The sequence below is a fragment of the Serratia sp. LSHTC3 genome (genome assembly GCF_057197125.1).
Genome location: NZ_JBXUNP010000001.1, coordinates 855,828 through 882,273 on the forward strand (window position 1 = coordinate 855,828; position 26,446 = coordinate 882,273).

Consider the following 26,446-nt stretch of genomic DNA (forward strand, 5'->3'; position numbering starts at 1 on the left):
GTGGGTAGGCTATGCGTTACTTCACCGCTGCCGGGTCCGGCTTATCGGGGGTGATGCCATACAGCACCATGGCGCGGTTGACCTCGCTGCGGGCGATACGGCCTTCGTCAGCCAGCAGTTTCAACGCGGCGATCGCGATGAAATGGCGGTTGACCTCGAAGAACTCACGTAGCGCCTCGCGGGTGTCCGAGCGGCCAAAGCCGTCGGTGCCCAAGGTGATAAAGGCGCGGTCCGGCAAGAACGGTTTGATCTGATCGCCGACGATCTTCATATAGTCCGTCGCCACCACCACCGGGCCAGGATGCGCCGCCAGCAGACTCTGTATATAAGGGACTTTCGGCGGGTCTTCCGGGTGCAGCAGGTTCCAGCGTTCGGCCGCCATGCCGTTACGGCGCAGTTCGCTCAGGCTGGTGGCACTCCAGATATCGCTGGCGACGCCAAAGTCCTCGGCCAACAGCGCCGCCGCCGCCAGCGCCTCGCGCATGATGGCGCCGCTGGCGATCAGCTGAGCGCGCGGGCTCTCTTGGTTTGCCGTTTCGTTCTGTTTGAGCAAATAGGCGCCCTGGATAATCCCGTCCTCCACGCCCGCCGGCATCGGCGGCTGCGGGTATCCTTCGTTGAGCAAGGTGATGTAGTAGTAAATATCCTCTTGTTCAACGAACATCCTGCGCATGCCGCTCTGAACGATCACTGCGAGTTCATAGGCATAGGTCGGATCGTAGGAGACGCAGCTGGGAATGACGGAAGACAGCACGTGGCTGTGGCCGTCGTCATGCTGCAAGCCTTCGCCCATCAGAGTGGTTCTGCCGGAGGTGGCGCCGAGCAGGAAGCCCTTGGTGCGCGCGTCTGCCGCTGCCCAGGCGAGATCGCCCACCCGCTGCAGCCCGAACATGGAGTAAAAGATATAGAACGGGATTGTCGCGACATCGTGGTTGCTGTAGGCGGTGCCGGCGGCGATCCAGGTCGATATCGCGCCGGATTCGTTGATGCCTTCCTGCAAAATCTGGCCGTCTTTGGCCTCTTTGTAGTAGCTGAGCTGCCCGGCGTCTTGCGGGGTATACAGCTGGCCGAGCCAGGAATGGATGCCAATCTGGCGGAACAGGCCTTCCATGCCGAACGTGCGCGATTCGTCCGGCACGATGGGCACAATCAGTTTGCCGATGTTGGCGTCTTTGAGCAGCGTGCCGAGGATATTGACGAAAGCCATGGTGGTCGACATGTTGCGTTCGCCGCTGCCCTTCAGCAGGCCGTCGAAGCGCGATAGTTCCGGTATCGCCAGCGGAGCGGATTGGCCGAAGCGGGCAGGGATGTAGCCGCCCAGCGCAGTGCGCGTCGCGGTGATGTACTTCGCCGCCGCGCTGTCGGGTTCAGGCTTCAGGTAAGGGATCTCTGCCAGTTGGGCGTCGGAGATTGTCAGCCCTAAACGGTCGCGGAAGGCTTTCACCGCATCCTGGCTCATTTTTTTCAGCTGGTGGTTGATGTTCTGCCCTTCACCGGCTTCCCCCATGCCAAACCCTTTGACGGTTTTGGCCAGCACCACCGTCGGTCTGCCCGTGGTATGCACCGCCTGATGGTAGGCGGCGTACACCTTTTGCGGATCGTGGCCGCCACGGTGCAGCGCCCAGATCTCATCGTCGCTCAGGTCGGCGACCAGCTCGAGCAATTCCGGGTACTTGCCGAAGAAATGCTCCCGCACATAGGCGCCGCTTTGCGATTTGAAGGTCTGGTAATCGCCGTCGACGCACTCCATCATCCGCTGCATCAGCAGTCCGGAGCGGTCTTTTTGCAGCAGTTTGTCCCAGCCGCTGCCCCAGATCACCTTGATTACCTGCCAGCCGGCGGCTTTGAAGGTGCCCTCCAGTTCCTGAATGATCTTGCCGTTGCCGCGCACGGGGCCATCCAGCCGCTGCAGGTTACAGTTCACGACGAAGATCAGGTTATCGAGTTTTTCTCGCCCGCCCAGCGCAATCGCCGCCAGCGATTCCGGTTGATCCATCTCGCCGTCGCCGAGGAACGCCCACACCTTTCTTCCCTGGTGAGGTTTCAGCTCGCGGTATTCCAGATAACGCATGTAGCGCGCCTGGTAGGCGGCGGTCAGCGGCCCCAGCCCCATCGAAACGGTGGGATATTGCCAGAAATCCGGCATCAGCCGCGGGTGCGGGTAGGAGGAGAGGCCACGGCGCGCGGATTCGCGACGAAAGTTGTCGAGCAGCTCCTCGTCGATGCGGCCTTCGAGATAGGCACGGCCATAAATACCGGGGGCGGAGTGGCCCTGGATATACACCATGTCGCCGGCGAAATCATCGGTGCGCCCACGGAAGAAGTGCGTGAATCCCACATCGTAAAGCACTGCGGCCGACTGGTAGGTGGCGATATGCCCGCCAACGTTGGAATGTTTGCCGGCGCGCAGCACCATCGCCATGGCGTTCCAGCGAATAAACGCATTGATGCGCGCTTCAGCGGCCAGATCGCCGGGATACGTCGGCTGCTTATAAGCCGGAATGGTGTTCACGTAGGGCGTGGTGACCAGGCTGAAGAAATCGCCGTGTTTTCGCTGATCGGCTTCGGCCATTTTCTCCAGTAAAAAATGCGCGCGCTCACGGCCGTCGATATCGGTGACGCCTTCAAATGCCTCAAGCCATTCAGCCGTCTCTTGCGGGTCAAGATCTGCTTTAACCACGGGTTGGTTCATAAAAGCTCCAAATGTACTTACCTGATAAGGCGCTGAGCGATACAGGGATTTATTGAATTGCAAGTGCAAGAGTTGCAAATGCAATAATGGCGAAAGCCACTCTATCCCTTTACAATTGCAATTGCAACTCACCGCTTTTGACGAGAAAAATGACATGACAGATAAACAACCTGACCTGTGGTTCTCCTTTGTGCGCGCGCATCGGGCGATGATCAGAAAGATAGAGGCGAAGTTGTCGGAAGCGGGGCTGCCGGTTTACGCCTGGTATGACGTGTTATGGGGATTGGAAAGCGGGGAAAACGGCACACGCCGCATGCATGAGCTGGCGGACGTGTTGGTGATTGAGCGTTACAACCTGACCCGCCTGATGGATCGCCTGGAAAAAGAGCGGCTGGTCACGCGTTTTCGATCGGATGACGATCGCCGGGCCTCCTTCGCGACTATCACCGAGGAAGGCAAGGCCCTGCGGAAAAAGATGTGGGAGATCTACCGCACGGTGGTCAACACCCATTTTCTCAACCAGTTCAGCGAAGAAGAGATCGCACGCTTCTCCGACGCGTTGGACAACGCGATGCAGCTGGCCAGAGAGTGATCAGGCATCGGGTGTGATGTGCAGAACGCGCAGCGCATCGGCGATCAGCGCCGAAGGGATTTTCTGCTCGTCGGCCAGCAGTTTGAGGGCGCAGAGCGCAATCCATTCCGCCTGCGGGTAGTGGATTTCGCCGCGCACCCGTGAATCTGAGCCCACCGCGGCAAAGCGTGCGGGAATGAATCGCTTGAGCTGATTGGCAATCAGGTGCGAATAGTCGGTGACGGCGACGACGGGGGCATTCCCGGCACCCAGGCACGTTTTCAGATGGCATTTGCCGCCGCTGTCCTGGCGCTGCATGTCGGCGAGTTCGGCGTCCTGCGCTAACCGCGTGTAGCTGGGGCAGCTCCAGATTTCAGACGCAATCCCCCAGTTTTTCAACACCTCGGCCGCCTGCTGAACGCGGGCGAGCGCACGGCCGGCGCCGCACAGACGAACCTGCAACGGCGAGTCCGCCGCGGTGGCGACGCGATACATTCCCCTGAACGCCTGTTCTGCGATAAACGGCTCCCCTGAAGAGAGGGGGCCATTGTCTGCGTTGGTCGCGAGATACACCATCTTTCTCGTTCCCTCCAGATAGAGCGCGCGCAGGGCGTGATGGAGTATCGCGCCGGTTTCTCTGGCATTGGCCGGATCGAAAGGCAACCAGCCCGGCATGGCCGTGAGCTGAAGCGGGAACCAGGCCTGAACGCCTTTCGGCAAATCGGCACTGCCGGTATCTGCATCGCTGATGAAAATCCCCTTGCGATTGGTTTCCGGCTCAAGCCCGCGGAGCATGTCCACCGAGGGGGTGTTGACGAAGTAAAACAGCGGCTTCTCATAACGCTCTGATTGATGGCCAAACCAGAGCGGCCAGGCGGTGGCGTAGCGGGAAATCGGCGGCTCGGCGCGCCTTCTGCCGTCGATAAGCCAGATGTCGCCGCTGGCGTTGAGTTCGCCCAGGGTTTGCGCCGTCCAGGCGCTGGCAGAAGGGCGCGAAGCGCCGGCTTTTTGGTTGGCGGAGGTCATCTTGCGGATACAGGCTTTGGCCAGGGTTTGGGTTCTGGCCGAGGCGGCGGGCAGTGTTATACGTTGAGGCGACATGCGGAGCGTTCTCTTTAAGTTGCAAGTGCGATGATTGTAATTGCAATTCATGGTGTGTGCCAATGACTTCTGAACAGGTCGCAGCCATCCAGATGTGTCCCGCGGCGATATATTCAGGTTCTGCAGACGCGATCCTATTTGTTTCACCGACCAGACAGCCGCCATCCGTTGTCCTTATTTCTGCAGTTTTTTATAAATGACGGGCAGCTAAAAACGGTTTGCCGATAGGGATAATGCGCGTGTCAATCCGCGTTAAACGAGAATATCGGCATCTTAAAAATAAAACGAAATAAGGATGAAAGCATATGCCTGGATTTAATTATGGCGGTAAAGGAGATGGGACTAACTGGAGTTCTGAACGCGGTACGGGCCCTGAGCCGGGGGGCGGCGATAAAGGCCATTCCGGCGATCGCGATCGCGGCGGCGCCGGCGTTGGCAACAGCCCGGAACAGCAACAGATAGCGGCGATCCAAAACGATCCGGCGCTGCGCATGAAGCTGGAGGCGGTGATTAAGGCGGCGCGCAGAATTAACCCGGATGCGAAATTGCATATTGAAAGCGTCAGCCCATCCGGCACGCTGAGCCTTTCCGCCACCGGTTTGACGGCCGAGCAGGCGAAGCACATTGGCCTGGGGGGGCTGGTGATGGGGGTCAACGCCAAGGGGGTGACAGTGGCGATCGGGGATATCGAAACCGGCCATGCGCGCAAGCCCTCAACTCCTGGCAAAGGCGGCAACAATGGCCTGAATGCCGGGCAGATCGGCGCCTCTTCGTTAGGCAGTTTCGTGACAGACTCGCATCGCGATCGGCCCGTCAGCGGCTGGCATGGCAACGGCAAAACCGGCGAATTCTCGACGACCCGCACGACCGGGAGTTACTACGGTTTTCATCATTTGAAGGTGGAAAAGCAAGACGGAGTGGCGACCTACAACCTCTACTATAAGGCCAATAAGAACCGGCCCGCGTTTATCGCCGTGGTGAGAGGGGATAACCTGAATGCCATGGAGGTGAAATATGCCAACGGCAAACCGGTAAAATCGCCCGGCTCGGTAAAAACGATCGTTAAGGAATTCGTCGAATATCAAAATGCGGAATTAAAAGCCATCAAGGATGGCGTCAGCCTGGCCGCAGGTATCAATAAAGATATCGCGGAAAAGATCGGCGCGAAATACGCCAAACTCGCCAAGGATTTGGAGGCGGGAATACAAGGAAAATATATCCGCAACGTGCAAGATGCGGAGAAAACCTACGAGCAATTGACGAAAGGCCTGAACAAAAAGCTTAAGGCGCAGGACAAAGCGGCGATTGTCACCTGGCTGAAAATGATCGATGCGGAACAGTATGCCCGCAATGCGCGGGTATTAGGCAAGGTCTTCACCGGGGTGGATTGGGCGATCAAAGGCGCGGATCTGGTAAACGCCGCGATTGAAGGTTTCTCAACCGGCAACTGGAAAGCGTTCCGCAACCAGCTCGAAGCGCTCGGGTTGTCGATCGGCGCAGGGTATACGCTTTCCGCTATCGCCGCGTTTTTCGCGCCGACGCTGGTGTCGTCGACGGTGGGCATTTTCGCCTTCGCTTACCTGTTTGGCTGGGCCACCAGCTATATCGATGCGGAACGTGCGGGGGAGCTGGAGAAGTGGGTCGCTGACCTGTAACGGCATGAGGGGGCTGGCCCCCTCATTTTACCCCTCACACCCTCTACCTCTTTCACACCACCGGCGCCACCGTCAGCAGCAGATTGGCAAAACGGCGCTGTTCGCCGGAGGCGATCACCAGCAGCGTTTGATCCGATTTGACCGCGGCGTAAAACGCCTCGCGCGGCAGGTGTTCGACCGGGCAATGTGCCGGCAGCAACTGCCGGTATTCGGCTTCGATAGTGTTGGTGAAGTCCGGCGGGCAGGCCATCAGCGCCGCGCTTTCCACGTTGATGCAGGCCAGCAGTTTTTCCAGGATCGGCGGGGCGGCGAGCGTGCCGGGCGCCAGGTTCAGATAGACCACGGTGGCGTCTTTCGGCGCATGCGTCATGCAGGCGTAGTTGCCGTCGGCGATCAACACCTGGGTTTTATGCCCGCATTGCGCCAGTGCGGCGAGCAGCGGCGGGTGAGTGATGGCGGATTTGATCATAAAGCGATTCCTGAATGGGCGGGCGGCAAGCGCGCCGCCCGCAGCTGAATTACATGCGGTAGATGCCGCCGTTGATGTCGAGAGTCGCGCCGGAGATAAAGCCGTCGTATTCCGCCGCCAGGAAGGCGATGGCGCGCGCCACGTCGTCCGGTGTGCCTGCGCGGCCCAGCGGGATGGCGCGAACGGTTTCCTCCGCCGATGCCTGGGTGGTGTGGCGATTGTGGAAACGGGTGCCGAGGATCAGGCCGGGCGCCACCGCATTCACCCGGATGCCGTGCTCGCCGAGCTCCGCCGCCAGCGAGCGCGTCCAGGTGAGTACCGCGCCCTTGGTGGCGGAATAGACCAGCGAGCCGGCGTGCCCGCCGGCGCGGCCCGCCTGTGAGGCCAGGTTAACGATGCTGGCGCCGTCCGGCGCCGCTTTCAGGTGTGGGAGCGCGCTCTGGGTGACGTTCAGCATGGTGGTCATGTTCACGTCGATCACGGTTTGCCAGAAGGCGCGGTCGATCTCGCCCAGCCATTTGCGCCCGACGATGCCGCCGACGTTATTGATCAGGATATCGATGCCGCCGAGCAACTCGGCGCCGGCCGAGACGCAGCGCAGCGTTTCGTCGGTATCGATGAGATCGGCGTAGCCGTAGGCGGCCTTTTGCCCCAATGAATGGGCCAGCGCCACCAGCGCTTTGGGGCCGCTTTCGTCGCTGTGATAGTGAAAATAGATGTCGCAACCGGCCTTGATCAGCCGCTCCGCGGTGGCGCGGCCGATGCCCTGTTCCGCCCCGGTGATAAAGACCTTTTTGCCCGCAAGATCGCCCATGATTGACTCCTTATTGGTTCGTTAAGAATTGATGACGCCTTCACGCTGTTTGGCGCAGTAGAAAATGCAGATCAACCCGGTGGCCAGCAGGCACGAAGCCAGGAAAAACAGCCCCGGTGCGCTGCTGCCGGTCAGATCGTTCAGCACGCCCACCGCATAGGGGGCGACGAAACCGCCGATATTGCCGATGCAGCTCACCACCGCCAGCCCGGCTGCTGCGGCCGCGCCGGTGGATATGTTGGCGGGCATGGATAGGAACGGCGGCACGGCGGTATAGATGCCGATGGCGGCGATGCACAGGAATGACAGCGCGACGAACGGGTCGTATTTAAAAAATGTCACCGCGCCCATCAGGCCGATGGCGGCGATCACCATGCTGAGGCCGGCGAACACGCCGAGTTTTTTGGTTTTGCTGGCCCACAGACTCCACGGATAGACCAGCAGCGCGGCCAGGCCGTAGGGAATGAGCGCCAGCAGGCTGACGCGGAAGATATCGCCGCCGGAAATGGCGCTGATGATCGACGGCAGCCAGGTGCCGAAGCCGTAAATGCCGCACACCATGCCGAAGTTGAGCAGCGCGTAGAGCAGGTATTTCTTGTTTTTAATGCCCTTGAGGAAGTCGCCCAGCGTGATTTTAGAGCCGGATTTGGAGCGGCCGGCGTTGCTCATCAGCCAGGCTTTTTCCTCCACGTTCAGATAGCCGACATCCTTGGGCGAGTTCTTGATCAGGAATGGGATCAACAGGCCGATGACGATCGGCGGCAGCCCTTCGAGGATGAACAGCAGCTGCCAGGGGGCGAACCCGAACCAGTCATGCTGAATATTGAGAATAAAGCCGGAAATCGGCGAGCCGACCGCGTTGGACAGCGGCTGGACGATGATGAACATGCCGAGAATTTTAGTGCGGTACTTTTCCGGGAAGAACACCGTGAAGTAATACACCACCGAGGGAAAGAAACCGGCTTCGCACACGCCCAGCATAAAACGGCAAATATACAGCTCCATCGGCGTGCGCACAAAACCGAGCAGGGTCGCGAAGATGCCCCAGGAAATTAATATTCTGGCGAACCAGATGCGCGGGCCGAATTTAATGGTGCCGGCGTTGCTGGGTATTTCAAACAGGAAATAGCCGATAAAGAAAATCCCGGAAGCGAAGCCGAAAGCCGAGGCGGTCAATCCCAGGTTATCTTCCAGCGCTTTGGCGGCGTAGGCCATATTGTTGCGGTCGAGAAAGGCCAGGAAATACAACAATATCATGAGGGGCACAATATGCAGCGTCAATTTCCTGATGGCGCTGCGTTCAATATCCTTTGGCATTATTTTTTTCATCATGGTTTTTCCCATGTGGTTAATCGGAATAATAGCGGCCCGGCCCAAAGCAATGAGCGGAGAGCTGAATAACGACGTTGCGTGCATAAAAGCGTCGCGCCGTTTATTTATTGCGACGATTCTATTTCTCTGATTTTGGCTGCGCCGAGCCGAACGATGCCCGGCTGCACATCGTTTGGTAAAGCCGTTTTTACTCTATTAACCGGCGGTTTTGACCGAGCGCCGGCTGATGACCGTCGGCGGGAAGAGAAACTCGCCGGGCGGTTGCGAATCATTGTTGATGCGGCCGATCAGGCGTTCGACCATCAGCTGCGCCATCTCCGCCAGCGGCGGCCGCACGGACGTCAGCCCCGGTTCGGCCAGGCCGGCCAGCGCGATATTGTCGATGCCGATCACCGAGATGTCTGCGGGCACCTGGACGCCGGCGGCGCGCAGGCCCACCATCAGCCCGATGCCTAACGCATCGTTAATCGCCACGATGCCGTCCGGGCGCGGCGCCAACGCGAGAACGCGCGGCGCCAGCGTCAGCCCCAATTCGAACATTTCCGTGTCGCCGTAGGCGCTGGTGGCCTTGCCTTCGATCACCCGTTGGCGTTCACTCAGGCTGTGTCCCAGGGCGCTCAGAAAACCGTCGATCTTGTGGCTGCGCCCCACGGTCAGCGTCGCTTCGGTGGCGAACACGATGTGTCGGCAGCCGCGTTCGAGCAGGTGCTGTGCGGCCAGGCGCCCGGCGGCGATATTGTCCATCGACACGCTGTCGAACAGCCGGCTATCGGTGGCCATCTGCTCGGCAAACGGGCTGTCGTAGCTGACAATCTTCATGCCTCGCTCGGCGGCCCGAACAAAATGGGTCTGGCGAATGTCGCTCGCCGCCACGATGATGCCGCGCACGCCATGCAGGAACATATCGTCGATAAACGCGGCCTCCTCCTGCTCCTGGCGGTAGGCGTTGCCGAGCAAGACCCGGTAACGGTGAGCCCGCGCCGCGCCGTCGACCGCATGCGCCAGCGCCGAAAAGCTCGGGTTAACGATCGACGGCAGCAGCAGGCCGATGATTTTCGCCTGCGGCGTGGGTGACGTCGCCGATTGAGCCGGCCGGTAGCCCAGGGTCGCCATCGCCCGTTCGATGCGCTCACGGGTCTGCGCGCTCATCTGGTGACTGCGATTATTCAGCAGGTTCGACACGCTGCTGATGGACACGCCGGCCAACCGCGCCACATCACGAATATTTGCCATTTGCCGATACCTTGCTGCCTGCCGTTAGCCTGCAATCTATAAGGGAAGCCGGCCGCAGGCAAGCTGCAACCGGGGCGCCGCGTGCATGGGATCGCGCATTTGTGAGAGTCGTCAGGCGGCAGCCGTGTTGTTTACTAAACAACAGCGGGGGTGGGGGCACTGTGTTAACGCAGATGAGTGAGATCTGCGAAGCATCTCTCGTTTATCGCCCTTCGGGGCGGCGGGTTCTGTACTATTGTTTTCTCTTTGCGGCACGTTCCAGGCCGATGGGGCGCTGGGCGCAACGGAGATCACAGATGAACAAACGGGAATTAGAAAGCGCGATTGTCACCGATTTTTCCAAACGCATGAGCTATGGCGACTACCTGTGCCTGGACCAACTGCTGGACTGCCAGCACCCGCTCTCCAACCCGCCGCATCATGACGAAATGCTGTTCGTGATACAGCACCAAACCTCCGAACTGTGGATGAAACTGATGCTGCACGAGCTGCAGGCGGCGCTGCGGCTGGTGCAGCAAGACAAACTCAGCCACTGTTTTAAAATCCTCGCGCGCGTCAAACAGATCCAGCGGCTGCTGTTCGAGCAGTGGGCGGTGCTGGAAACGCTGACGCCGTCGGAATACGTCGAGTTTCGCGACGTGCTGGGCAGTTCGTCGGGCTTCCAGTCGCACCAGTACCGGTCGATCGAATTCCTGCTCGGCAACAAGAACGCCGCCATGCTGGCGGTGTTCAGCAACGACGCGGAAAAGCACGCCGCGCTGAAGGCGATCCTCGAAGCGCCGAGCCTGTACGACGAATACTTGCTGTACCTGGCGCGCCACGGCTTGCCGATCCCGCAGGAGTGTCTCGAGCGCGACTGGACGCAGCCCTACCAGCGCAACCCGGATCTGCTGCCGGCGTTTAAAGTGATCTACGACAACCCGCAAACCTACTGGGAAGCCTATGAAATGGCGGAGAAGCTGGTGGATATCGAAGAGAGTTTCCATCTGTGGCGTTTCCGCCATATGAAAACGGTGGAGCGGATCATCGGCTTTAAGTCGGGCACCGGCGGCTCCAGCGGCGTCAGTTTCCTGAAAAAGGCGTTGGATCTGACCTTTTTCCCCGAGTTGCTGGACGTACGTACCGAAATCGGCGCCTGAGACATTGTGAGGGGGAAGGGCGATGAGCGTGAGGATTATCGATAAGGCGGCGGAGAAGGTGGTGGGAGTGAGAGTCGTGGGGCCGTATCCGCAGACCATCCCGCAGGGCTCGCAGCAACTGTTGGCATGGCGGCAGCGCCACGACGTGCCGTTCGGCAAATGGCTGGTGTTGTATTGGGACGATCCGGCGGAAGTGGCGCCGGAAAAGCTGCGCGCCGACGTGGTGATGAGCGTGGCGGACGATTTCGCGCTGCCGGCGGGCAGCGAGGGCGTCACCGTGCAGACGCTGCCCGCCGGGCAGTATGCGGTCTACCACGTGCGCATCAGCGATGGCGATTTCGAGCGGGTGTGGGGCGAGTTCTATCAGAAGCTGCTGCCGGCCAGCGGCTACCAGCCGGTTGAGGGGGTGAGCTATGAACACTATCTCAACGACTGCGAAGCCGACGGCTATTTCGACCTCGAGATTTACCAGACGGTGAAGAAGTGGTGAAGGGGAAATGATAAAGAAGGCTGAATCGATGGGCGGTACAGATTCAGCCCGTTGTGTTGGCTTAACGTCAGTGATTTTGCCGCCAGCCTATTCATCTCCTTGCCAAAAGGGGTTACAGCGGACGGCGTTTTTGCCGGTACTGCCGCCCGGGGGGCGGCGTTAACCGGCTTTCCCGGCGTACCAATTACCTACTCTTTAGGGAACAACTGATCGACGGCGCTCTGGATTGCCGCCTGATGGCCGCCACCCGGTGCGGCGGTGCGTGCGGCGCCGCCAGGCTGGTTGAGATCCAGCTGGCCGCCGGTGTTGATCGCGCCATCCTCTTTCACCGTGATATTGAAACTGGTGCCGGTGATGTTGATTTGGCCGTCCGCCAGCAGTTCGATCACGCTTTCGCCGCACTCGAGCCGCAGCGATTCGCCGGAGCCGAGGGTAAAGGCATTGACCACGGCGTCGCTGCGCGTTTTGCCGGTCAGCGCGGAGGATTCGCCTTTGACGCCGGTCGCCTGATTGAGCACCACCCGTTTGATCTGGTTACCGCCCACCAGATGCGTGTGGTCGTTAGCGATGGTGTGGCTTTCATCGTTTTTCACCTGGGTGTCCATGTTGCGCTCCGCCTGGATCCACACCTGCTCGGCGCCGGCCTTGTCTTCAAAACGCAGGGCGTTGGCGTTGTCGGCGGTGCCGTCCTTGGTGCGGCTCATAAAGCCCATCTGGGTGGCGGCGGCCGGCAGCGCCCACGGCGGCATGCTGGCTTCGTTATAGACGCGCCCGGTGACGATCGGCCGATCCGGATCGCCGTTGATAAAGTCCACCACCACTTCGTCGTTGACGCGCGGGATCTGCACACCGCCGTAGCCCTGGCCGGCCCAGGCGCTGGAGACGCGCACCCAGCAGGAGCTACCGTCGTCTTTCGGCCCGAAGCGATCCCAGTGGAACTTCACCTTGATGCGGCCGTATTTATCGGTCCAGATCGATTCGCCGGCCGGGCCGACCACCCGGGCGGTCTGCGGCCCGTGGGTTTTCGGCCAGCTGGCCTGCTGCGGCGGGTGCCAGGGCACGTCCGCCGGCAGCACGGTGAAGTCGATACGGTGTTCGCTACTCTGATCGTCGCCGCTGGCGTAGCGGTTCTCTTTCAGGTGATAGTTGGCCTGCAGCGTCAGGTACTCGCGGTTGTCGTCGGCATGCGGGGCGTTATACAGCGTGAAGGTACTGCCGGGGGCAATGCCCATGGCGGTGGCGGTGCCTCGGATCTGCTGATGTTCGGCCTGCCAGGCTTCCTGGCGCACGCGGGCGTAGAACTCGCCCTGCTGATGTTCGGTATAGCGGCCTGGCCAGTCGTAAACGTCGATCTGCCCCGGCGTGGGGGAGACCGGGTTCTGCCGCGCCTGGAACAGCCAGGCGTTCGGTTTGCGAAAATCATAGTCGTCCAGGCTGTAGATGCCCGGCGTGACGCGATCGGACAATGTCCACTGGCTGATGCCTTCCTCGCTGGTGCTGCCGCCGGACGGCGTCAGATGGTAGGGGATCATCTCGTAGCCGGGATAAGGCTGGTGGTGGTGGGGCGCATCCCCGAGCACCAGCGTGTGCTTGCCCATCTCGTGTTTGAAATAGTAATAGATGCCCTCCAGCTCCATCAGGCGGCTGATGAAGTTGAAGCTGCTTTCGTTGTACTGCACGCAGTAGCCCCACAGGCGATAGTCGCCGGTCAGCTGATCTTCCAGCTGCACGTTGTGCTCCGCCAGCAGGGTCTTGACGATCTGCGGCACCGTCTGTTCCTGGAAGATGCGGAAGTTGCGGTCTTTGGTCATCGGCCACAGATCCGGCTGCACGTGCAGGTTATACACCGCGTAGCGCGTGCCGCCGATCTCTTCGCTGCTGACGGCGATGGCGGTGATCTTGCCGTTCAGGTAGCGCGGGGCGCTGAGAAAGCCCTGGGTAGGGATCTCCAGCGTCAGCGGTTGGCCGAGCAGCGCTTTGCGATCGAGCCGCGCGTCGGTGCTCAGCAATTCAATAGAGAAGTCGAAAGGAGTGGAAAGCGCTTCGATGCCGTCCAGCGAGCGGAACAGCAGTTGCTCCTGACCCAGCGGCGTGTGCGCAATAATGCGATCCAACATGAGAACATCCTCTGTGATTGACGTCATGCCCTGCATACTCCGGCGTTGCAGCGGCCTTGCCGCGCGGCCAATGAGGGGGCAGTTGCTCGTCAGTCTCATGAAATAGGGAAAACCCCGCCGTGGCGGAGTTTCAGAACGGGATTAACCGGCGGTGGCCGGGTTGACCAGCCAGGTGCCGGCGGTGTCGATGCTGAGCTGTTGGCGGCGCAGCCGATCGTTGTGGCGGATCTCCAACTGATAACGGCCTGGCGCCAGGTTCAGGCTGGCGAAGCCGTTTTCGCCCGGCGTCACCTGCTGCGGCTTGCCGTCGAGGCTGACCTGCTCACCCGGTTGCAGTTTGAAGTACACCAACGCCACCGGTTGCGCCGGCGGCGCCGCTTTTTCAGGTTCCGCCGCCGCAGGCTGCGCGGTTTGCGGCGCGCTCGCCTGCTCCGTCAGGGTTTTCTGCGCCGGTGACGCTACGGTGTTTTGGGCGACGGCCTGGGCGTCGTCCTTGCCGCCGCTCAGCCAGGCTATCGCGCCGATCACCAGCAGCGCGGCGACCCCGGCGCCGGCCATCATCGGGCGTGAGAATTGGGTACCGCGCGCGGTAACGGTGCCGGCGGCGGCCGCAGCGGCGGCCGGGTTGGCGGCGACCAGCAAGTTCTCCGGCGCGGCGGCCGGGGTGCTGATGATTTCGTTTTCATCGGCGATTGGCAGGTGCAACAGCTCGGCCATTTCGTCGATGGTCTGCGGGCGGTCTTCCGGCTTCAGCGCCAGCGCGCGATCGACGGTGCGCAGCAGCTCCGGCGAGTAGCCGGCGGGGCGGCGCTCGGTCAGCGGCTGGTAGCTGTCTTCGATGCTGCGCACTACGCTGACCGGTGGCGGCGAACCGACGATCAGCGTGTGCAGCACGGCGCCCAGCGCGTAGATATCGGTCCACGGCCCCTGTTCGCCGTCGCTGTTCTCGGTGTACTGCTCGATCGGCGCGAAGCCCGGTTTGAGCATGATCTCCGTTTCGTCCGACAGGTTGCCGATCTCTTTGCGCGCTGACCCGAAGTCCAGCAGCACCGGCAGCTGGCTCTCCTGGATCTGGATGTTATCCAGCGAAATGTCGCGGTGCAGATAACCTTCCTGATGGATGGTGTTGATGGCGCTGAACAGCGGCGGCAGCAGCCGACGGATCCACGCCTCGTCGATTTTCTCCGGCTGCTGCGCCTGCAGGTTTTTCAGTGTGGTGCCGCTGTAAAACTGGGTGCCCATATAGGCGGTGCCGTTCTCTTCCCAGAAGCGCAACACGTGCAGCAGGCCGGGGTGCGAGAAGCGCGCCAGCAGACGCGCCTCCTGAATAAAGCTGTTCAGCCCGGCCTGGAAAGTTTTGCCGAAGCGCTCGCCGCGCAGCCCGATACTGAGATCGTCGTTGCGTTTCGCCAGCGAGGTTGGCATGTACTCCTTGATGGCGATGGTGCGTTCCAGTTGGTGATCGTAGGCGCGGTAGACGATGCCGAAGCCGCCTTCGCCGATCGCTTCCTGGATCTCGAATTCGTTGAATCGATAGCCGCTCGGCAGGCTGTTCGAATTCGGTTTGGTTATCCCGGTTCCCGACATAGTGATGACTCTCTGTGTTCAAAGGGCCGCCGTCTCGGCGGCCGCGGCGTTATGCCTGAAATTGACAAATGAATTCGTGGTTCTGCAGCGCGATATGCAGCTGGCGATAGCGCTGGTCGTTGGCGCTGCCGGTCAGCAGGGTGTGGCTGATCTGCGGCAGCAGGGTGTTGGTCAGGATGGCGTCGACCATGCGGCCGCCGGACTCCACCTCGGTGCAGCGGCTGACGATCTGCTCGATGACCGCGTCGTCGAAGGTGCAGACGATGTCGTGATTCTCCGCCAGGCGGCGCTGAATGCGGCCCAACTGCAGGCGCACGATGTTGCCCAGCGTGGCGTCGGTCAGCGGGTAATACGGCACCACCAGCAGGCGGCCGAGCAAGGCGGCCGGGAACACCGACAGCAGCGGCTGGCGCAGCGCGCCGCTCAGCGCCTCCGGCTCCGGCAGCAGCTCCGGATCGCTGCACAGCCCGGCGATCAGATCGGTGCCGACGTTGGAGGTTAGAATGATGATGGTGTTGCGGAAATCGATATGGCGGCCTTCGCCGTCCTCCATCCAGCCCTTGTCGAACACCTGGAAGAAGATTTCATGTACGTCCGGGTGCGCTTTCTCGATCTCGTCCAACAGCACCACGCTGTAAGGACGGCGGCGCACCGCCTCGGTCAGCACGCCGCCTTCGCCGTAGCCGACATAGCCGGGCGGCGCGCCTTTCAGCGTCGAAACGGTGTGCGACTCCTGGAATTCGCTCATGTTGATGGTGATGACGTTCTGCTCGCCGCCGTACAGGGTTTCCGCCAGCGCCAGCGCGGTTTCGGTTTTGCCGACGCCGGAGGGCCCGGCCAGCAGGAACACCCCGACCGGCTTGTTCGGATCGTCCAGCCGCGCCCGTGAGGTGCGCACCCGGCGGGCGATCAGATCCAGCGCATGGCGTTGGCCGATCACGCGCTGGTTCAGGGTGTCGGAGAGTTGCAGCACCGCTTCAATCTCGTTTTTCACCATGCGGCCCAGCGGGATGCCGGTCCAGTCGGCCACCACCGCCGCCACGATGTTGGCGTCGACGGCGGCGAAGATCAGCGGCGCTTCGCCCTGCAGCGCGCTCAGTTGCTGCTGCAGCTCGCCCAGTTGGGCGCGCAGCGTGTCGGCGTCAGGGCTCGCCTCCGTTTCTTCGCCGGCAGGCTCCTCCGCTTCCTGCCGGTGCAGCTGGGCGCGCAGCGTGATGATCTCTTGGATCAGCGTCAGCTCTTGCTGCCAGCGCTCGGTCAGCTGTTCGAGCTCCAGGCGCAGCTCGGTCAGCTGAGCTTCAATCTCCTGCGGGCGCAGGGGATCGCCGATGCCGACCTTGGCCTCGCGGCGGGCGATATCCAATTCGATCTGCAGCGCATCGATGCGATGGCGGCAGTCTTCAACCTGGGCGGGCTCGGCGTGTTGGCTGACCGCCACGCGCGCGCAGGCGGTATCCAGCAGCGCCACCGCCTTGTCCGGCAACTGGCGGGCCGGAATATAGCGATGGGACAGCCGCACCGCGGCGTCCACCGCTTCATCCAGCAGCAGCACGCGGTGGTGTTGCTCCAGCGGGCTGACGGTGCTGCGCAGCATCAGCAGCGCCTTGTCTTCGCTCGGCTCGTGCACCTGCACCACCTGGAAACGGCGGGTGAGCGCCGGGTCTTTCTCGATGTATTTCTTGTATTCCGACCAGGTGGTGGCGCCAATGGTGCGCAGTTGGCCGCGCGCCAGCGCCGGCTTCAGCAGGTTGGCGGCGTCGCCGGTGCCCTGGGCGCCGCCGGCGCCGATCAGGGTGTGAATTTCGTCGATAAACAGGATGATTGGCGTCGGGCTGGACTGCACTTCGTCGATCACCGCCTGCAGCCGTTTTTCAAACTCGCCCTTAACGCCGGCGCCGGCCTGCAGCATGCCGATGTCCAGCAGGCACAGTTTCACGTCGCGCAGCTGTGGTGGCACATCGCCGGCCACGATACGCAGCGCCAGGCCTTCCACCACCGCGGTTTTCCCGACGCCGGCCTCACCGGTCAGCAGCGGGTTGTTCTGGCGGCGGCGCATCAGGATATCGATGATTTGCCGGATCTCTTCATCGCGGCCGGCCACCGGGTCGATCTCGCCGCCGCGCGCTCTGGCGGTCAGATCCTGGGCATACTGCGCCAGCACGCTTTCACCGCTGCGCGCCGCGCCGGATGCGTTCTCGGCGCGGCTTTCCGCCGGCGCATCCTGGGCGTTTTCCGCCGAGTGAGCGGTAATGGCGGCGAACTGCTCCATCAACAGATCGGCGTTGATGCGCTCGAACTGCGGGGAAATGGCCTTCAGCAGATGGCGCAGGCTGTAGGTTTTCAGAATGCCGAGCAGCAGGTGGCCGCCGCGGATGCGCGCCGCGCCGAATTTCAATGAGCCATAGACCCAGGCGCGTTCTACCGCGCTGTCGATGTGCTCGGACAGATCGGAGATGGCGCTGGCGCCGCGGGGCAGGCGATCGAGCGCCTCGACGATGTCGCGCGCCAGCTGCGCCTCGTCCAACGCGAAGTGGCGGACGATCTGCTGCAGATCGCCGTCCGGCGATTGCATCAGCTGATGCAGCCAGTGCGCCAGTTCGACGTAGGGGTTACCGCGCAGCTTGCAAAACGCCGTCGCACTTTCCAGAGAGGTGAATAACAGGCTATCCAGTTTGCCAAATAATACCGAGCGGCTGATTTCAGACATGGTTTTCCTCAGGTCTCAGGGTGGCCTGGCGCCGCAGGGCGCCGGCCGAAATAGGGTCAGAACGGGTTTTCCAGCGGTTCAGGGCTGAAGATCAGATCGTCGAGATCGCGCTGTCGCCGATGGTCGGCCAGCCAACTGCTCAGGCCTAATCGCTGCGCGCCGCCGAGCTGGATGCCGTGCGCCTGTTCCTTCGCCAGGATCAGGCGCACTTCCCAGACGAACTCGATGCCCAGGTATTGGCGCACCCAGTCGCGCAGTTGCCGGCACAGCTCGGCGCCCGGCAGGAAGCGGTCATAGTCCTGCTGCGGCATCGGCCCCAGCTCGATGCGGAACTTGTGCTGGATATCGCGCACCGCGATGCCGAGAAAGGCCGACTCGCCGAGCCGCGGCGCACCGCGCCCGGCCTTGAGCCGCGCCTGTTCGCGCGGTTCCACCCGCAGCCAGTGCGGCACGTTTTCGACGATGCGCACCGGCACCTTGAAATACTGCTGCAAAATCTTGCTCAGGCCTTCCGGATCGCGGCTGTGGCGAATCAGATGACCGGCCATAAAATGCTTGGCGTGGGCGTTGATGCTGTCGCGTTCCTGCTGCGCCGGCTGGCCGATGCCGATCAGGCTCGACAGGTACTCGTCGAAGCGCCGGTTGTCCTGGCGATCCAGCGATACCGTCGGCTGCGCGTCGGCCCAGGCGCGGTAAAACAGCAGCGTCAACCGGTGATGGAACAGATTGGTGAACGCCAGCAGGGTGGTGTCCTGATGGTGATACACCCGTTCGCGCACGTATTCGGTCAGGTGCAGCGGCAGCGGCCCGTTGGGGCCGAACAGGCCGAAGCTGAAGATCGAAACGTCGTGCAGCGGGCTGTTGGCGCGCGGCGCCACCTGCGCCAGCGTGGAGGGCGCGAACGACAGCGACGGCTCCTGGCCCAGGCGCAGCATCTCGTGGCGCGGCAGCGGCGCTCGCCCCAGCAGATAGGGCTGGCCGCCCTGGGCGTCGATGCGTCGCAGCAGTTGAAACAGATCGTGCTTGTAAGGCGCACTGCGCAGCCGCGGCCAGAAGTCGTCCGGCAGCCGATACAGCGCATTGATCTGCGGCGGCGCCAGTTCGGTGGCGATCATCTCCGCGCTCATATCAGCGTCCTTTTGCCCATGCGCGCCTGCCAGTGGGCGATTTCGCCGCGCTGCTGGCTGGAGAGCGTCATCTCGGTGAAGGTGTTCATCGCCACCAGGCGCGAGAACAGGCGCTCCAGCACGCTGCCGAGCAGGTAAGGGCTGTTGCCGGAGAACGCCTGCTCATCGACCGTCAGATCGATGGCGATACCGCGCGCGAACACGATCGGGCCCGGCTCCGGCACACGCCGATAGACCGGCCGCAGGTTGCAGTGGCGCACGCCCTGGATCTGTTTGGCGATCGCCGGCTCGCTCAGGTTGCCGTACAGCCCCAGCAGCTGGCGCAGGCTGGCGGCGCCCTGTTCCGGATCGCCGTCCATCATGCTGAGGTAGTTCAGCTGCAACTGGCTGATCAGCCGCCAGGTGATCATCCCTTCGGCCAGCGCCGGGCGTGGCGGGGTGGGGCCTTTGCGCAGCGAGACCTGCTTGATCGGGATCGAATCGGGCATCACGAAGTTGCCCTGATCCTGTTGCAACAGCATCAACGGCAGATCGCGGCTGGTGCACAGCACGTCGGCGGTGAGGTATTTCAGATCGCTGTGCCACGGCGATTGCCGTTCGTCCACCAGCGACACGAACACTTCCGAACCGGCGTAGCCGGTGCGGGTGCCGTAGCGGCGGGCGTGCTCCGACAGCGTGCGCTGTTCGCGCCGCAGCGAAAAGTAGGCGCCATAGTTGCCGTCGTCCGCGCTCAGGGTGCTGTAAAACGGCCGAAACTCTTGCTCGTAGCGTTTTTCGCTGGCGCTGCCGCCGAGCCGCTGCACCGAAAACACTTCGTAATCCAGCGGCCGGATATTGTCGACCACCAGATGGTATTCGTGGTTCTTTTCGTTGATCGCGATGCGTTCGGCCACTTTCGGAAACAGGTTGATCACCGGCGTGCAGTGCAGCGCCAGGTGGGCGGCGTCGACCACCCGTTCCAGCGCGGCATCATGCCGATCCAGCAGTACCACGATTTCGAACTGGCGCAGCCCCTTTTTCCCTTCGCGCACGCTCTGCAGCAGCGGACGCAGGCCGTTGACGCTGAAGAACTGGAAGCGCGCCGGGAAGGCGAAATACTCCTGCAGCAGCCGGTAGCCTTCGAAGTTGCGCAGATCGTTGGGCAGCAGCGCCTGATCGGCGGCGAAGCCCTCCTGTCGCAGCCCGTCCAACGCCAGCGCCCGCCGCTGCGGCTGAGCCTCCACCGTTTGGCAGACAAGCCCGACGCTGTGCTGCATCAGCAACTCCAGCAGCTGCTGCGCCTGCATGTCCGGCCCGGCCAGGTAAAACATCAATTGATCCAGCTGCAGGTTGTTGAGCGTCACGCTTTCGTAGCACTCAAGACGAATGCGCAGCGCGCTGACGCAGCCGCTGTGCTGCAGCCCCAGCGAGGCCAGCGGGATATCGGCCGGAATGCCGCCCAGCTCGACGCCGGCGATGCGCACCGGCTGCAGCGTGACGTCATGCGCCGTGGTGTAACTGCAGGTGATGCCGCTTTTCTTCAGCGTCTGGCTGTCCATCATGGTGCCGCGCGGCACCACGAAGCCGTTGCTGATGTCGCCTTTGCTGCTGTCCGGCTGCAGCTCGGCGATCGCCATCGACGGCGTCGGCGACAGGTAGTTGGGGTAGATGATCTCCAGCAAGCGCTGAGAAAAGCGCGGGAACTCGGCGTCCATTTTCAACTGCACGCGCGAGGTGAGAAAGGCAAAGCCTTCCATCAGGCGCTCGATATAAGGGTCCGCCACGTCGATGCCGCGCATGCCGAGGCGGCCCGCAACCTTCGGGTACTGTTCGGCGAACTCGGCGCCCATCTCACGCAGATAGGCCAGCTCGCGGTTGTAATAATCTAACAGTTTACTGTCCATCGCCTTACCCTATGTCTTTCAGATCGAAGTGGCCGTTTTCCAGATCCACGTCGGTACGGAACAGAAACTCCAGCGGATAGGGCACGCACCACAGGCGGCCCTTGATTTCGATCGACAGCACGTTGTGCAGCTCCAGCGAGCCGGTATCCGAGATGCAGCGCACCTGCAGCCCCTCGGGCAAAATGCGCGGCTCGAAATGGAGAATGGATTCGGTCAGCGCGCGCTGAATGTCGAGCCATTCGATGTCCGACATGCGCTTGCCCGCCAGCGAGGCGATGCCGTAATTCAGGGTGGAGCGCCGCACCTGCGGAAAATCGCCGAGATCCAGATTGGATTCGCTGTTGACGCAGTTGAACAGCCACTGCAGATCGCGCAATACCCGGCGGCGCAGCTCGCTGTGCGACACCAGGTTGCGCACCTGCGCCTCCTGCTTTTTCTGCGGTTCGTCGTCGGTCAGCATATCGAGCAGCACCGGCTGCATTTTGTCGCGCGAGGTCAGGCGTTCGCTGTCCTGACGATAGCGATAGCCCTGGTGGCGCAGATCGCCGCCGTCGTAGTGGGGTGGGCGCTTATCGTTCATGGTCAGGCGCTCGCGTCGAAGCTCAACTGCCGCAGGCTGTGCAGTGGGAATTCATCGCTTTCGCTGAGCCAGGTTTTCAGGCCCAGCCCCGCATAGTGGGTGCCGTCGCCCAGCGGTTGCCATTCGGTGCGCTTGCCGAGCAGCAGCGCGTCGTCGCTGCCTTCTGCCAGCGGGTAACGGGCGGGCAGTTGGCATACCTGTTCGCGGCCATCGGTCAGGCGCACCAGCGCATGGCTCCACACCAGGTCGATGGCGCTCTGCGGCGCCTGGAACTGGATCGCGGCGATGTCGGCAAACGGCAGCCAGTAGTAAACGCCGTTCAGCGCCAGTTCGCATACCGGCCCGAGGCGGCCGTCACCGTCGGTCAGCCAGTCGAAACGCAGCTGCCGTTCTTGTTCGCCTTCGGCCAGCGTTAACCGCCCGGCGCCGGCCGGAGCGGCCTCCAGCGCTTCATCACGCAGCGCCTGGGCCTGTTCGGCCGCCCCTTGCGCATCCTGATGCAGCGCCTGCACCATCAGTTTCAGCCAAGGCTGATCCTGCCGCAGCAGCGCCGGCGCGGCCGTGCCGGCAAACACCGCCTGGCGTTGCAGCTCGGCGTTGACTGACTGCATCAGCAGCAGCGTGGTCGGTTGTGCGATCGGTTTCAGCGCCTGCCAGGATTTCAGCTGCGCGTTGGCGCGCGTCCAGTTGCCGCTCAGACACAGCAGTTGCACCAGCGCGGCGCGCAGGTCGGCATCCGCCGGTTTCGCCTTGATATCGTTTTCGACGGCGGTGATGGCCGCGCCGATCGACTGGCCTTGCAGCATGCTTGCTAATGATTTCACAGGCTTTCCTTATAATCAGTGAGTGGCGCCGCTAACCGACAGGTAGCTGCCGCTGGCGGGATCAACCCGGTCTGCGGCCAGCTTTTCCACCAGTTTGAAAGTCAGCGGGGCGGGGGCGCTCAGCAGCGGCTGCCAGGCGGTTTGCGCCTGCTGCACGCGCTGTTTGATCTTGTTCTCGTCGGCGGCGTCGACGCGCGGCATTTCAACGATCGCTTCACCGTTGAACGCCCAGGCGTGCAGCTTCGGTTCGAAGTTCAGCAGCAGGAAGCTGCCCGGCGCCTGCGGGTTGCCGCCCAAAATGAGCCGTTGGGCGTTGGCGCTGACGACGGTCAGCGCGCGATCGCCGCCGTTAACCTGCGCCAGCGGGTAACCTTGCAGGAACCACAGCGTCGGCGAGAGGGTTTGGCCGCCCTGTTGCAGCGTGACCGCGCCGTTGCCCTGCAGCCAGCCGTCCTCGCCGCAGCGCAGCGCGGCGCCGGCGGGAATGAACAGCGAGCCGCCGTTGGCCTCGTCACGCCAGAAGGTGCGGAAGTGGCAGCCCTGCGGCAGGCTGAAACGCTGAGCCGGCGCGCTGTCCGCCTGCGGAGAAGTCACGGCCACCGCCGCAGGGATCGCCGGTTGCGGCGGGGTTTCCGGCGGCTCGGAGGCCTCTTGTTTGACCACCGGTTTCCAGCCGCGCGCTTTGGCGGCTTCGCCGCTGGCCAGTTTCTCTCCGCGCTTGTCGGTCAGCGTCCAGGGCAGGTGGCCGGCTTTCGGGCACTGCTTTTCCAACAGATTGCCGACGCGCGGCAGAAAGTCGTTCAGCACCGTCGGATCCTGGCTTTGCGCCGAGACGATACGCAGCGGGATGCTTTTGCCGCACCAGCTTGCCGGATTGCTGTTTTTGACGTCATCGATAAACACTTCCAGCTTCTGGCTGGGGGAGTAAACCAGGCGATAGTTCATCGCCTGCGCGGTCGGCACCGCCATCAGGGCGACGAGCCCCGGCATCCAATATTTCATAGTGAACCTTGCTGTGAATGTGCGCTGCTCAGTCGCGGCTCAGAAACCGCTCCGCATCCGCCAGCGAATGCAGCAGGGTGGTTTCCTGCGGTGAGCCAATCCAGACGGCGATAGCGCTGTAGTTATCGCTGTTATTGTTTTTCTTCCATGCCTGCTGCATCAGGGCGATCCACTCGCTGGGGGAGTTGACCATGTGCAGCGACTGTTCCAGTTCGGCCTGGCTGAAGCTGTGCCAGAAGCCGTCGGTGCACAGCAGGAAAACGTCGCCGTCTTCCAGCTGCAGCACGTCACTGTAGGTGGCGTCGCGCTCTTCGTTGAGCCCCAGCGCGAAATACAGCAGGTTGCTGTTGATGCCGTTGGTCTGATAACCGGCGTCCTGCATCTGTTGGATCAGGCTGTGGTCGGTGGTGACGGCATGCAGGTAGCCGCGGCGGAACAGGTACAGGCGGCTGTCGCCGGCGTGCGCCCAGTAGGCCAGCTGGTAATCGCGATCGATAAACAGACTGACCAGCGTGGTGCCCATCTTGCTGTATTCGTCCGACTGCCGCTGCTGCTGGTGGATGGCGGCGTTGGCGCTGGTGATGTGCTGACGAATGCTCTGGGCGTTCAGGTGCTTTTCGCCGTCGAAGTTTTGCAAAATGGTGTCGCGCGCCAGTTTGGCGGCGATATCGCCGCCCGGAAAACCGGCGATGCCGTCGCACACCACGAAGCAGGCGGCGCGGTTGCCGAGCACTTCGCCGGTCTGATCCTGGTTGGAGGCGCGGCCGCCCTGGTTGGAGGTAGAGGCTATGGTGATATTCATTACGCGTCCGGTTTGGTCTGTGAGTCTTTGTATTGATTCACTTCAACGTCATAGGCGTGCAGGAAGGCTTCGCCGAACAGGGTGTGGAAATCGTCCTCGATTTCGCCGGAGGTTTGCTGATAGTTCTTCACAAAGTAGTCCCACAGCGCGGCCTTGCGGTTGGCGGGCAGCGACAGACGCGGCGCCACGCCTTCCTTGCGCGCTTCTTCTTCGAGACGTTCCGGGTTAAACGACTGCAGCATGGCGGCGATGATGGCGCGAATGCCGGCGATCATCCCCAGCTGGTGCGCCTGCAGGTCGATCAGCGCATCGCGCACCGCCTGTTCCGGCGGCATAAAGCCCGGCATCTGGCTGCCGAACATCTGCATCAGCACCGTTTTGCCCGAAGGCAGCAGCTTGAACGGGTTGTTGGCCTCGTCGAGGATCATGGTCATCTCCGCCTTCACGCCGCGCTTGAGGATCGAGCGGGATGAGAGCAGGGCGACGGTGCCTTGCGAGAACAGGCTCAGCAGGCGACCGGCCAGGCGGATCTGTTGTTCGTCGAAATGTGGCTGCGGCTGCAGATCGTCAAGACCGACGCCTTGCAGCAGCGCCGTCAGCAGCGGCCCCTCCAAGGTGTCGCCATTCGGCGCGGCGGCGTGCTGCCGCTGAGCGGACTGGTAGGCAACCGGATCGATGCCCAGGCGGTTGCCCTGGCGCGGACGCGGCGGCTGCGCAGGCGGTTCCTGCTGGCTGAACTGCGGCGCGGGTTGGGGTTGCGGCTCGGGTCTCTGCACGGGCGGCGGCGTCGGCTGAGGGCGCGGCGCTACCGGCTGGGCGGCGATCGGCGCCGGTGGTGGGGACGGCGGCTGTACCGCTTCCTCCGGCTGAGCCAGCGGCACGGCGCCGCCCATCAGCAGCCCCAGCGGATCGTTGCTGTTCAGCGTCTCTGGCGAAGCGGGCGCGGATGAGCCGCCGAACAGCGCCAGCGGATCCAGCTCTTGTTCCGGTTGCTGCGCATTCTGGACGGGGGGAGCCGGGCGCGGCGGCGCAGCCTGCTCCGCCAGCAGCGCGCTGGGGGTGGTATCGGCCAGGATATGCTCACGCTCAAAAGTGGAGTCAGTGTTGAATAAGGCGGCCGGATCGGTTTGCTGTTGCTGCAATTGGCGCAGATCGACATCGCCCGCCAGCTGCGCCAGCGGATCGGCCGGGTTCAGCTCGCGAGCGGGGGTATCCAGCAGCGGATGATTGTCCGGATTGGCGATCGGCGGCGGTGTGACGGCGGCCGGCGCGTTCGGCGTAAATTCTTCCACCAGGCTGTCCCAGATTTCGTTGGGGATCGGCGCAGCGGATTTTTCTTTGGCGGCGGCTGCAGGGGCCGCAGCAGCGGCAACGGCCTTGGCCACCGGTTGAGCCTGCGGCGCGGCGTGCTGCTGCAGCGCGCTGACTTCAATCTGGTAATCGTCGATGCCGAGCACGTCGCCATCCTGCAGTTCAACCTGGCGGCCTCGTTCCAGCGGAATATCGTTCAGCAGCACGCGGGTGACGTTGCCGCGGTTGGTGATGCGGCATTCGCCGTCAGCGGAAATATGCACGATCGCCTGCAGGCGGGAAATGGCGCGCTCTTCGTCCGGCAGCACCAGGTTGTTGTCCACGCTGCGGCCGATGGTGCCGCCCGGCGGCAGAAAATCGCAACTGCTCTGCGGCGGAACCTGGCCGCTTTTATTTTTTACAATGGAAAATCGCATAAGGCATTCCTGCTGATTAGATCTTATGGCCAGACAGTGGAACTCGATAACTGGATGAGTTTGACTTAATTTCTTTCCTAAGAGAGATCTTTGAATGTGAGTGACTAATTTTTTGGGTTAACGCATTATATGGTCGAAAACTTCAATATAATAACGTGAGGCTGTATATGTCAGGTGATGTCATTGCTATTGTTCGCATTATTCTTAGTCTTTCTTTTGTAATAGAGATTAGTTGGTAATTGAGACAGGTAAGTAAGGGCGAATATAATACTGGCGTACCACACCTCATCATAGTCTTGAAATTTTATATTGAGCATTGGATCCAGTATCTCAGAACCATAGTTAAACACTAAACCCTGGATGATGCTTGCAAATAAATTTACTGTGGTAGCTATCACAAAAAGGGAATAGGATTTTCTATTGTTGGTTTTTTGTTTTAGGTGATAAAGCCCGACAAATACTAAGACTGACAGGAAAAAGTATAAAAACACAAATGAGTAAGAGTAGGTGGAAAGTGTGACGTCATCGATCACTGTTTTGTTTCCTCATCGATTAATTTGTAAATTCCATAGCCAGTTATGGCATTGGAAAAAA

20 protein-coding genes are annotated in these 26,446 nt (G+C 61.7%); 4 read left to right on the forward strand and 16 right to left on the reverse strand.

What is annotated here, in order from left to right; translation table 11 throughout:
• Nucleotides 1–16: 16 nt before the first annotated feature.
• Nucleotides 17–2,692: a pyruvate dehydrogenase (acetyl-transferring), homodimeric type gene (gene aceE, locus AC2CGI_RS04095; RefSeq protein WP_021505758.1), complete on the reverse strand. Its 2,676-nt coding sequence runs from the start codon at nucleotides 2,690–2,692 to the stop codon at nucleotides 17–19.
• 154 nt (nucleotides 2,693–2,846) lie between these two features.
• On the opposite strand from aceE, the gene AC2CGI_RS04100 reads away from it, so the two are divergent.
• Complete coding sequence (locus AC2CGI_RS04100; RefSeq protein WP_015378305.1) at nucleotides 2,847–3,284, forward strand: MarR family winged helix-turn-helix transcriptional regulator; 438 nt, start codon at nucleotides 2,847–2,849, stop codon at nucleotides 3,282–3,284.
• Here AC2CGI_RS04100 and AC2CGI_RS04105 read toward each other — a convergent pair whose 3' ends face one another.
• The gene (locus tag AC2CGI_RS04105) at nucleotides 3,285–4,364 is read right to left on the reverse strand and encodes a transketolase-like TK C-terminal-containing protein (RefSeq protein WP_076740718.1); all 1,080 of its coding nucleotides are present in this window, start codon (nucleotides 4,362–4,364) and stop codon (nucleotides 3,285–3,287) included.
• Between the two features lie 305 nt (nucleotides 4,365–4,669).
• On the opposite strand from AC2CGI_RS04105, the gene AC2CGI_RS04110 reads away from it, so the two are divergent.
• On the forward strand, nucleotides 4,670–6,019 hold the full coding sequence (locus tag AC2CGI_RS04110; protein WP_021505755.1) for a colicin-like pore-forming protein: 1,350 nt from the start codon (nucleotides 4,670–4,672) through the stop codon (nucleotides 6,017–6,019).
• A 52-nt stretch (nucleotides 6,020–6,071) separates the two neighbouring features.
• On the opposite strand, the gene AC2CGI_RS04115 is transcribed toward AC2CGI_RS04110, so the two are convergent.
• The 4 genes from AC2CGI_RS04115 to AC2CGI_RS04130 form a co-directional block, all read right to left on the reverse strand.
• A complete protein-coding gene (locus AC2CGI_RS04115) occupies nucleotides 6,072–6,488 on the reverse strand; it encodes an RbsD/FucU domain-containing protein (protein ID WP_076740719.1) in 417 nt (138 codons plus the stop codon).
• Nucleotides 6,489–6,537: 49 nt separating this feature from the next.
• Nucleotides 6,538–7,302 carry an SDR family NAD(P)-dependent oxidoreductase gene (locus tag AC2CGI_RS04120; RefSeq protein ID WP_021505753.1) on the reverse strand — a complete coding sequence of 255 codons (765 nt, stop codon included), beginning with the start codon at nucleotides 7,300–7,302 and terminating at the stop codon, nucleotides 6,538–6,540.
• Between the two features lie 21 nt (nucleotides 7,303–7,323).
• Nucleotides 7,324–8,559, reverse strand: coding sequence for an MFS transporter (locus tag AC2CGI_RS04125; RefSeq protein WP_021505752.1), 1,236 nt, complete (start codon nucleotides 8,557–8,559; stop codon nucleotides 7,324–7,326).
• Nucleotides 8,560–8,829: 270 nt separating this feature from the next.
• Nucleotides 8,830–9,867 carry a LacI family DNA-binding transcriptional regulator gene (locus AC2CGI_RS04130; protein ID WP_021505750.1) on the reverse strand — a complete coding sequence of 346 codons (1,038 nt, stop codon included), beginning with the start codon at nucleotides 9,865–9,867 and terminating at the stop codon, nucleotides 8,830–8,832.
• 296 nt (nucleotides 9,868–10,163) lie between these two features.
• Between AC2CGI_RS04130 and kynA the strand changes: the two genes are divergently transcribed.
• Entirely contained in the window at nucleotides 10,164–11,006 is an 843-nt protein-coding gene (gene kynA / locus AC2CGI_RS04135) for a tryptophan 2,3-dioxygenase (protein WP_015378298.1), read from the forward strand.
• 22 nt (nucleotides 11,007–11,028) lie between these two features.
• Entirely contained in the window at nucleotides 11,029–11,496 is a 468-nt protein-coding gene (gene sbmC, locus AC2CGI_RS04140) for a DNA gyrase inhibitor SbmC (protein WP_015378297.1), read from the forward strand.
• Nucleotides 11,497–11,684: 188 nt separating this feature from the next.
• Here sbmC and AC2CGI_RS04145 read toward each other — a convergent pair whose 3' ends face one another.
• The 10 genes from AC2CGI_RS04145 to tagH form a co-directional block, all read right to left on the reverse strand.
• Nucleotides 11,685–13,613, reverse strand: a complete 1,929-nt coding sequence (locus AC2CGI_RS04145) for a type VI secretion system Vgr family protein (protein ID WP_015378296.1) — start codon at nucleotides 13,611–13,613, stop codon at nucleotides 11,685–11,687.
• A 141-nt stretch (nucleotides 13,614–13,754) separates the two neighbouring features.
• A complete protein-coding gene (locus AC2CGI_RS04150) occupies nucleotides 13,755–15,200 on the reverse strand; it encodes a serine/threonine protein kinase (RefSeq protein WP_076740720.1) in 1,446 nt (481 codons plus the stop codon).
• A gap of 49 nt (nucleotides 15,201–15,249) precedes the next feature.
• Nucleotides 15,250–17,907, reverse strand: a complete 2,658-nt coding sequence (gene tssH / locus AC2CGI_RS04155) for a type VI secretion system ATPase TssH (protein WP_076740721.1) — start codon at nucleotides 17,905–17,907, stop codon at nucleotides 15,250–15,252.
• Between the two features lie 56 nt (nucleotides 17,908–17,963).
• A complete protein-coding gene (gene tssG, locus AC2CGI_RS04160; protein ID WP_076740722.1) occupies nucleotides 17,964–19,034 on the reverse strand; it encodes a type VI secretion system baseplate subunit TssG in 1,071 nt (356 codons plus the stop codon).
• Nucleotides 19,031–20,917: a type VI secretion system baseplate subunit TssF gene (gene tssF / locus AC2CGI_RS04165; protein ID WP_049188373.1), complete on the reverse strand. Its 1,887-nt coding sequence runs from the start codon at nucleotides 20,915–20,917 to the stop codon at nucleotides 19,031–19,033. The genes tssG and tssF overlap by 4 nt, the downstream gene beginning before the upstream one ends.
• Before the next feature lie 4 nt (nucleotides 20,918–20,921).
• The gene (locus AC2CGI_RS04170; protein ID WP_004934985.1) at nucleotides 20,922–21,497 is read right to left on the reverse strand and encodes a type VI secretion system baseplate subunit TssE; all 576 of its coding nucleotides are present in this window, start codon (nucleotides 21,495–21,497) and stop codon (nucleotides 20,922–20,924) included.
• 2 nt (nucleotides 21,498–21,499) lie between these two features.
• The gene (locus tag AC2CGI_RS04175) at nucleotides 21,500–22,321 is read right to left on the reverse strand and encodes a type VI secretion system accessory protein TagJ (protein ID WP_275094905.1); all 822 of its coding nucleotides are present in this window, start codon (nucleotides 22,319–22,321) and stop codon (nucleotides 21,500–21,502) included.
• Nucleotides 22,322–22,336: 15 nt separating this feature from the next.
• Nucleotides 22,337–23,323, reverse strand: a complete 987-nt coding sequence (locus AC2CGI_RS04180) for a type VI secretion system-associated protein (protein WP_076740724.1) — start codon at nucleotides 23,321–23,323, stop codon at nucleotides 22,337–22,339.
• A gap of 28 nt (nucleotides 23,324–23,351) precedes the next feature.
• A complete protein-coding gene (locus tag AC2CGI_RS04185; protein WP_004934976.1) occupies nucleotides 23,352–24,125 on the reverse strand; it encodes a PP2C family protein-serine/threonine phosphatase in 774 nt (257 codons plus the stop codon).
• Entirely contained in the window at nucleotides 24,125–25,852 is a 1,728-nt protein-coding gene (gene tagH / locus AC2CGI_RS04190) for a type VI secretion system-associated FHA domain protein TagH (protein ID WP_075684517.1), read from the reverse strand. Before tagH ends, AC2CGI_RS04185 begins: the two co-directional genes overlap by 1 nt.
• Between the last annotated feature and the right edge of the window lie 594 nt (nucleotides 25,853–26,446).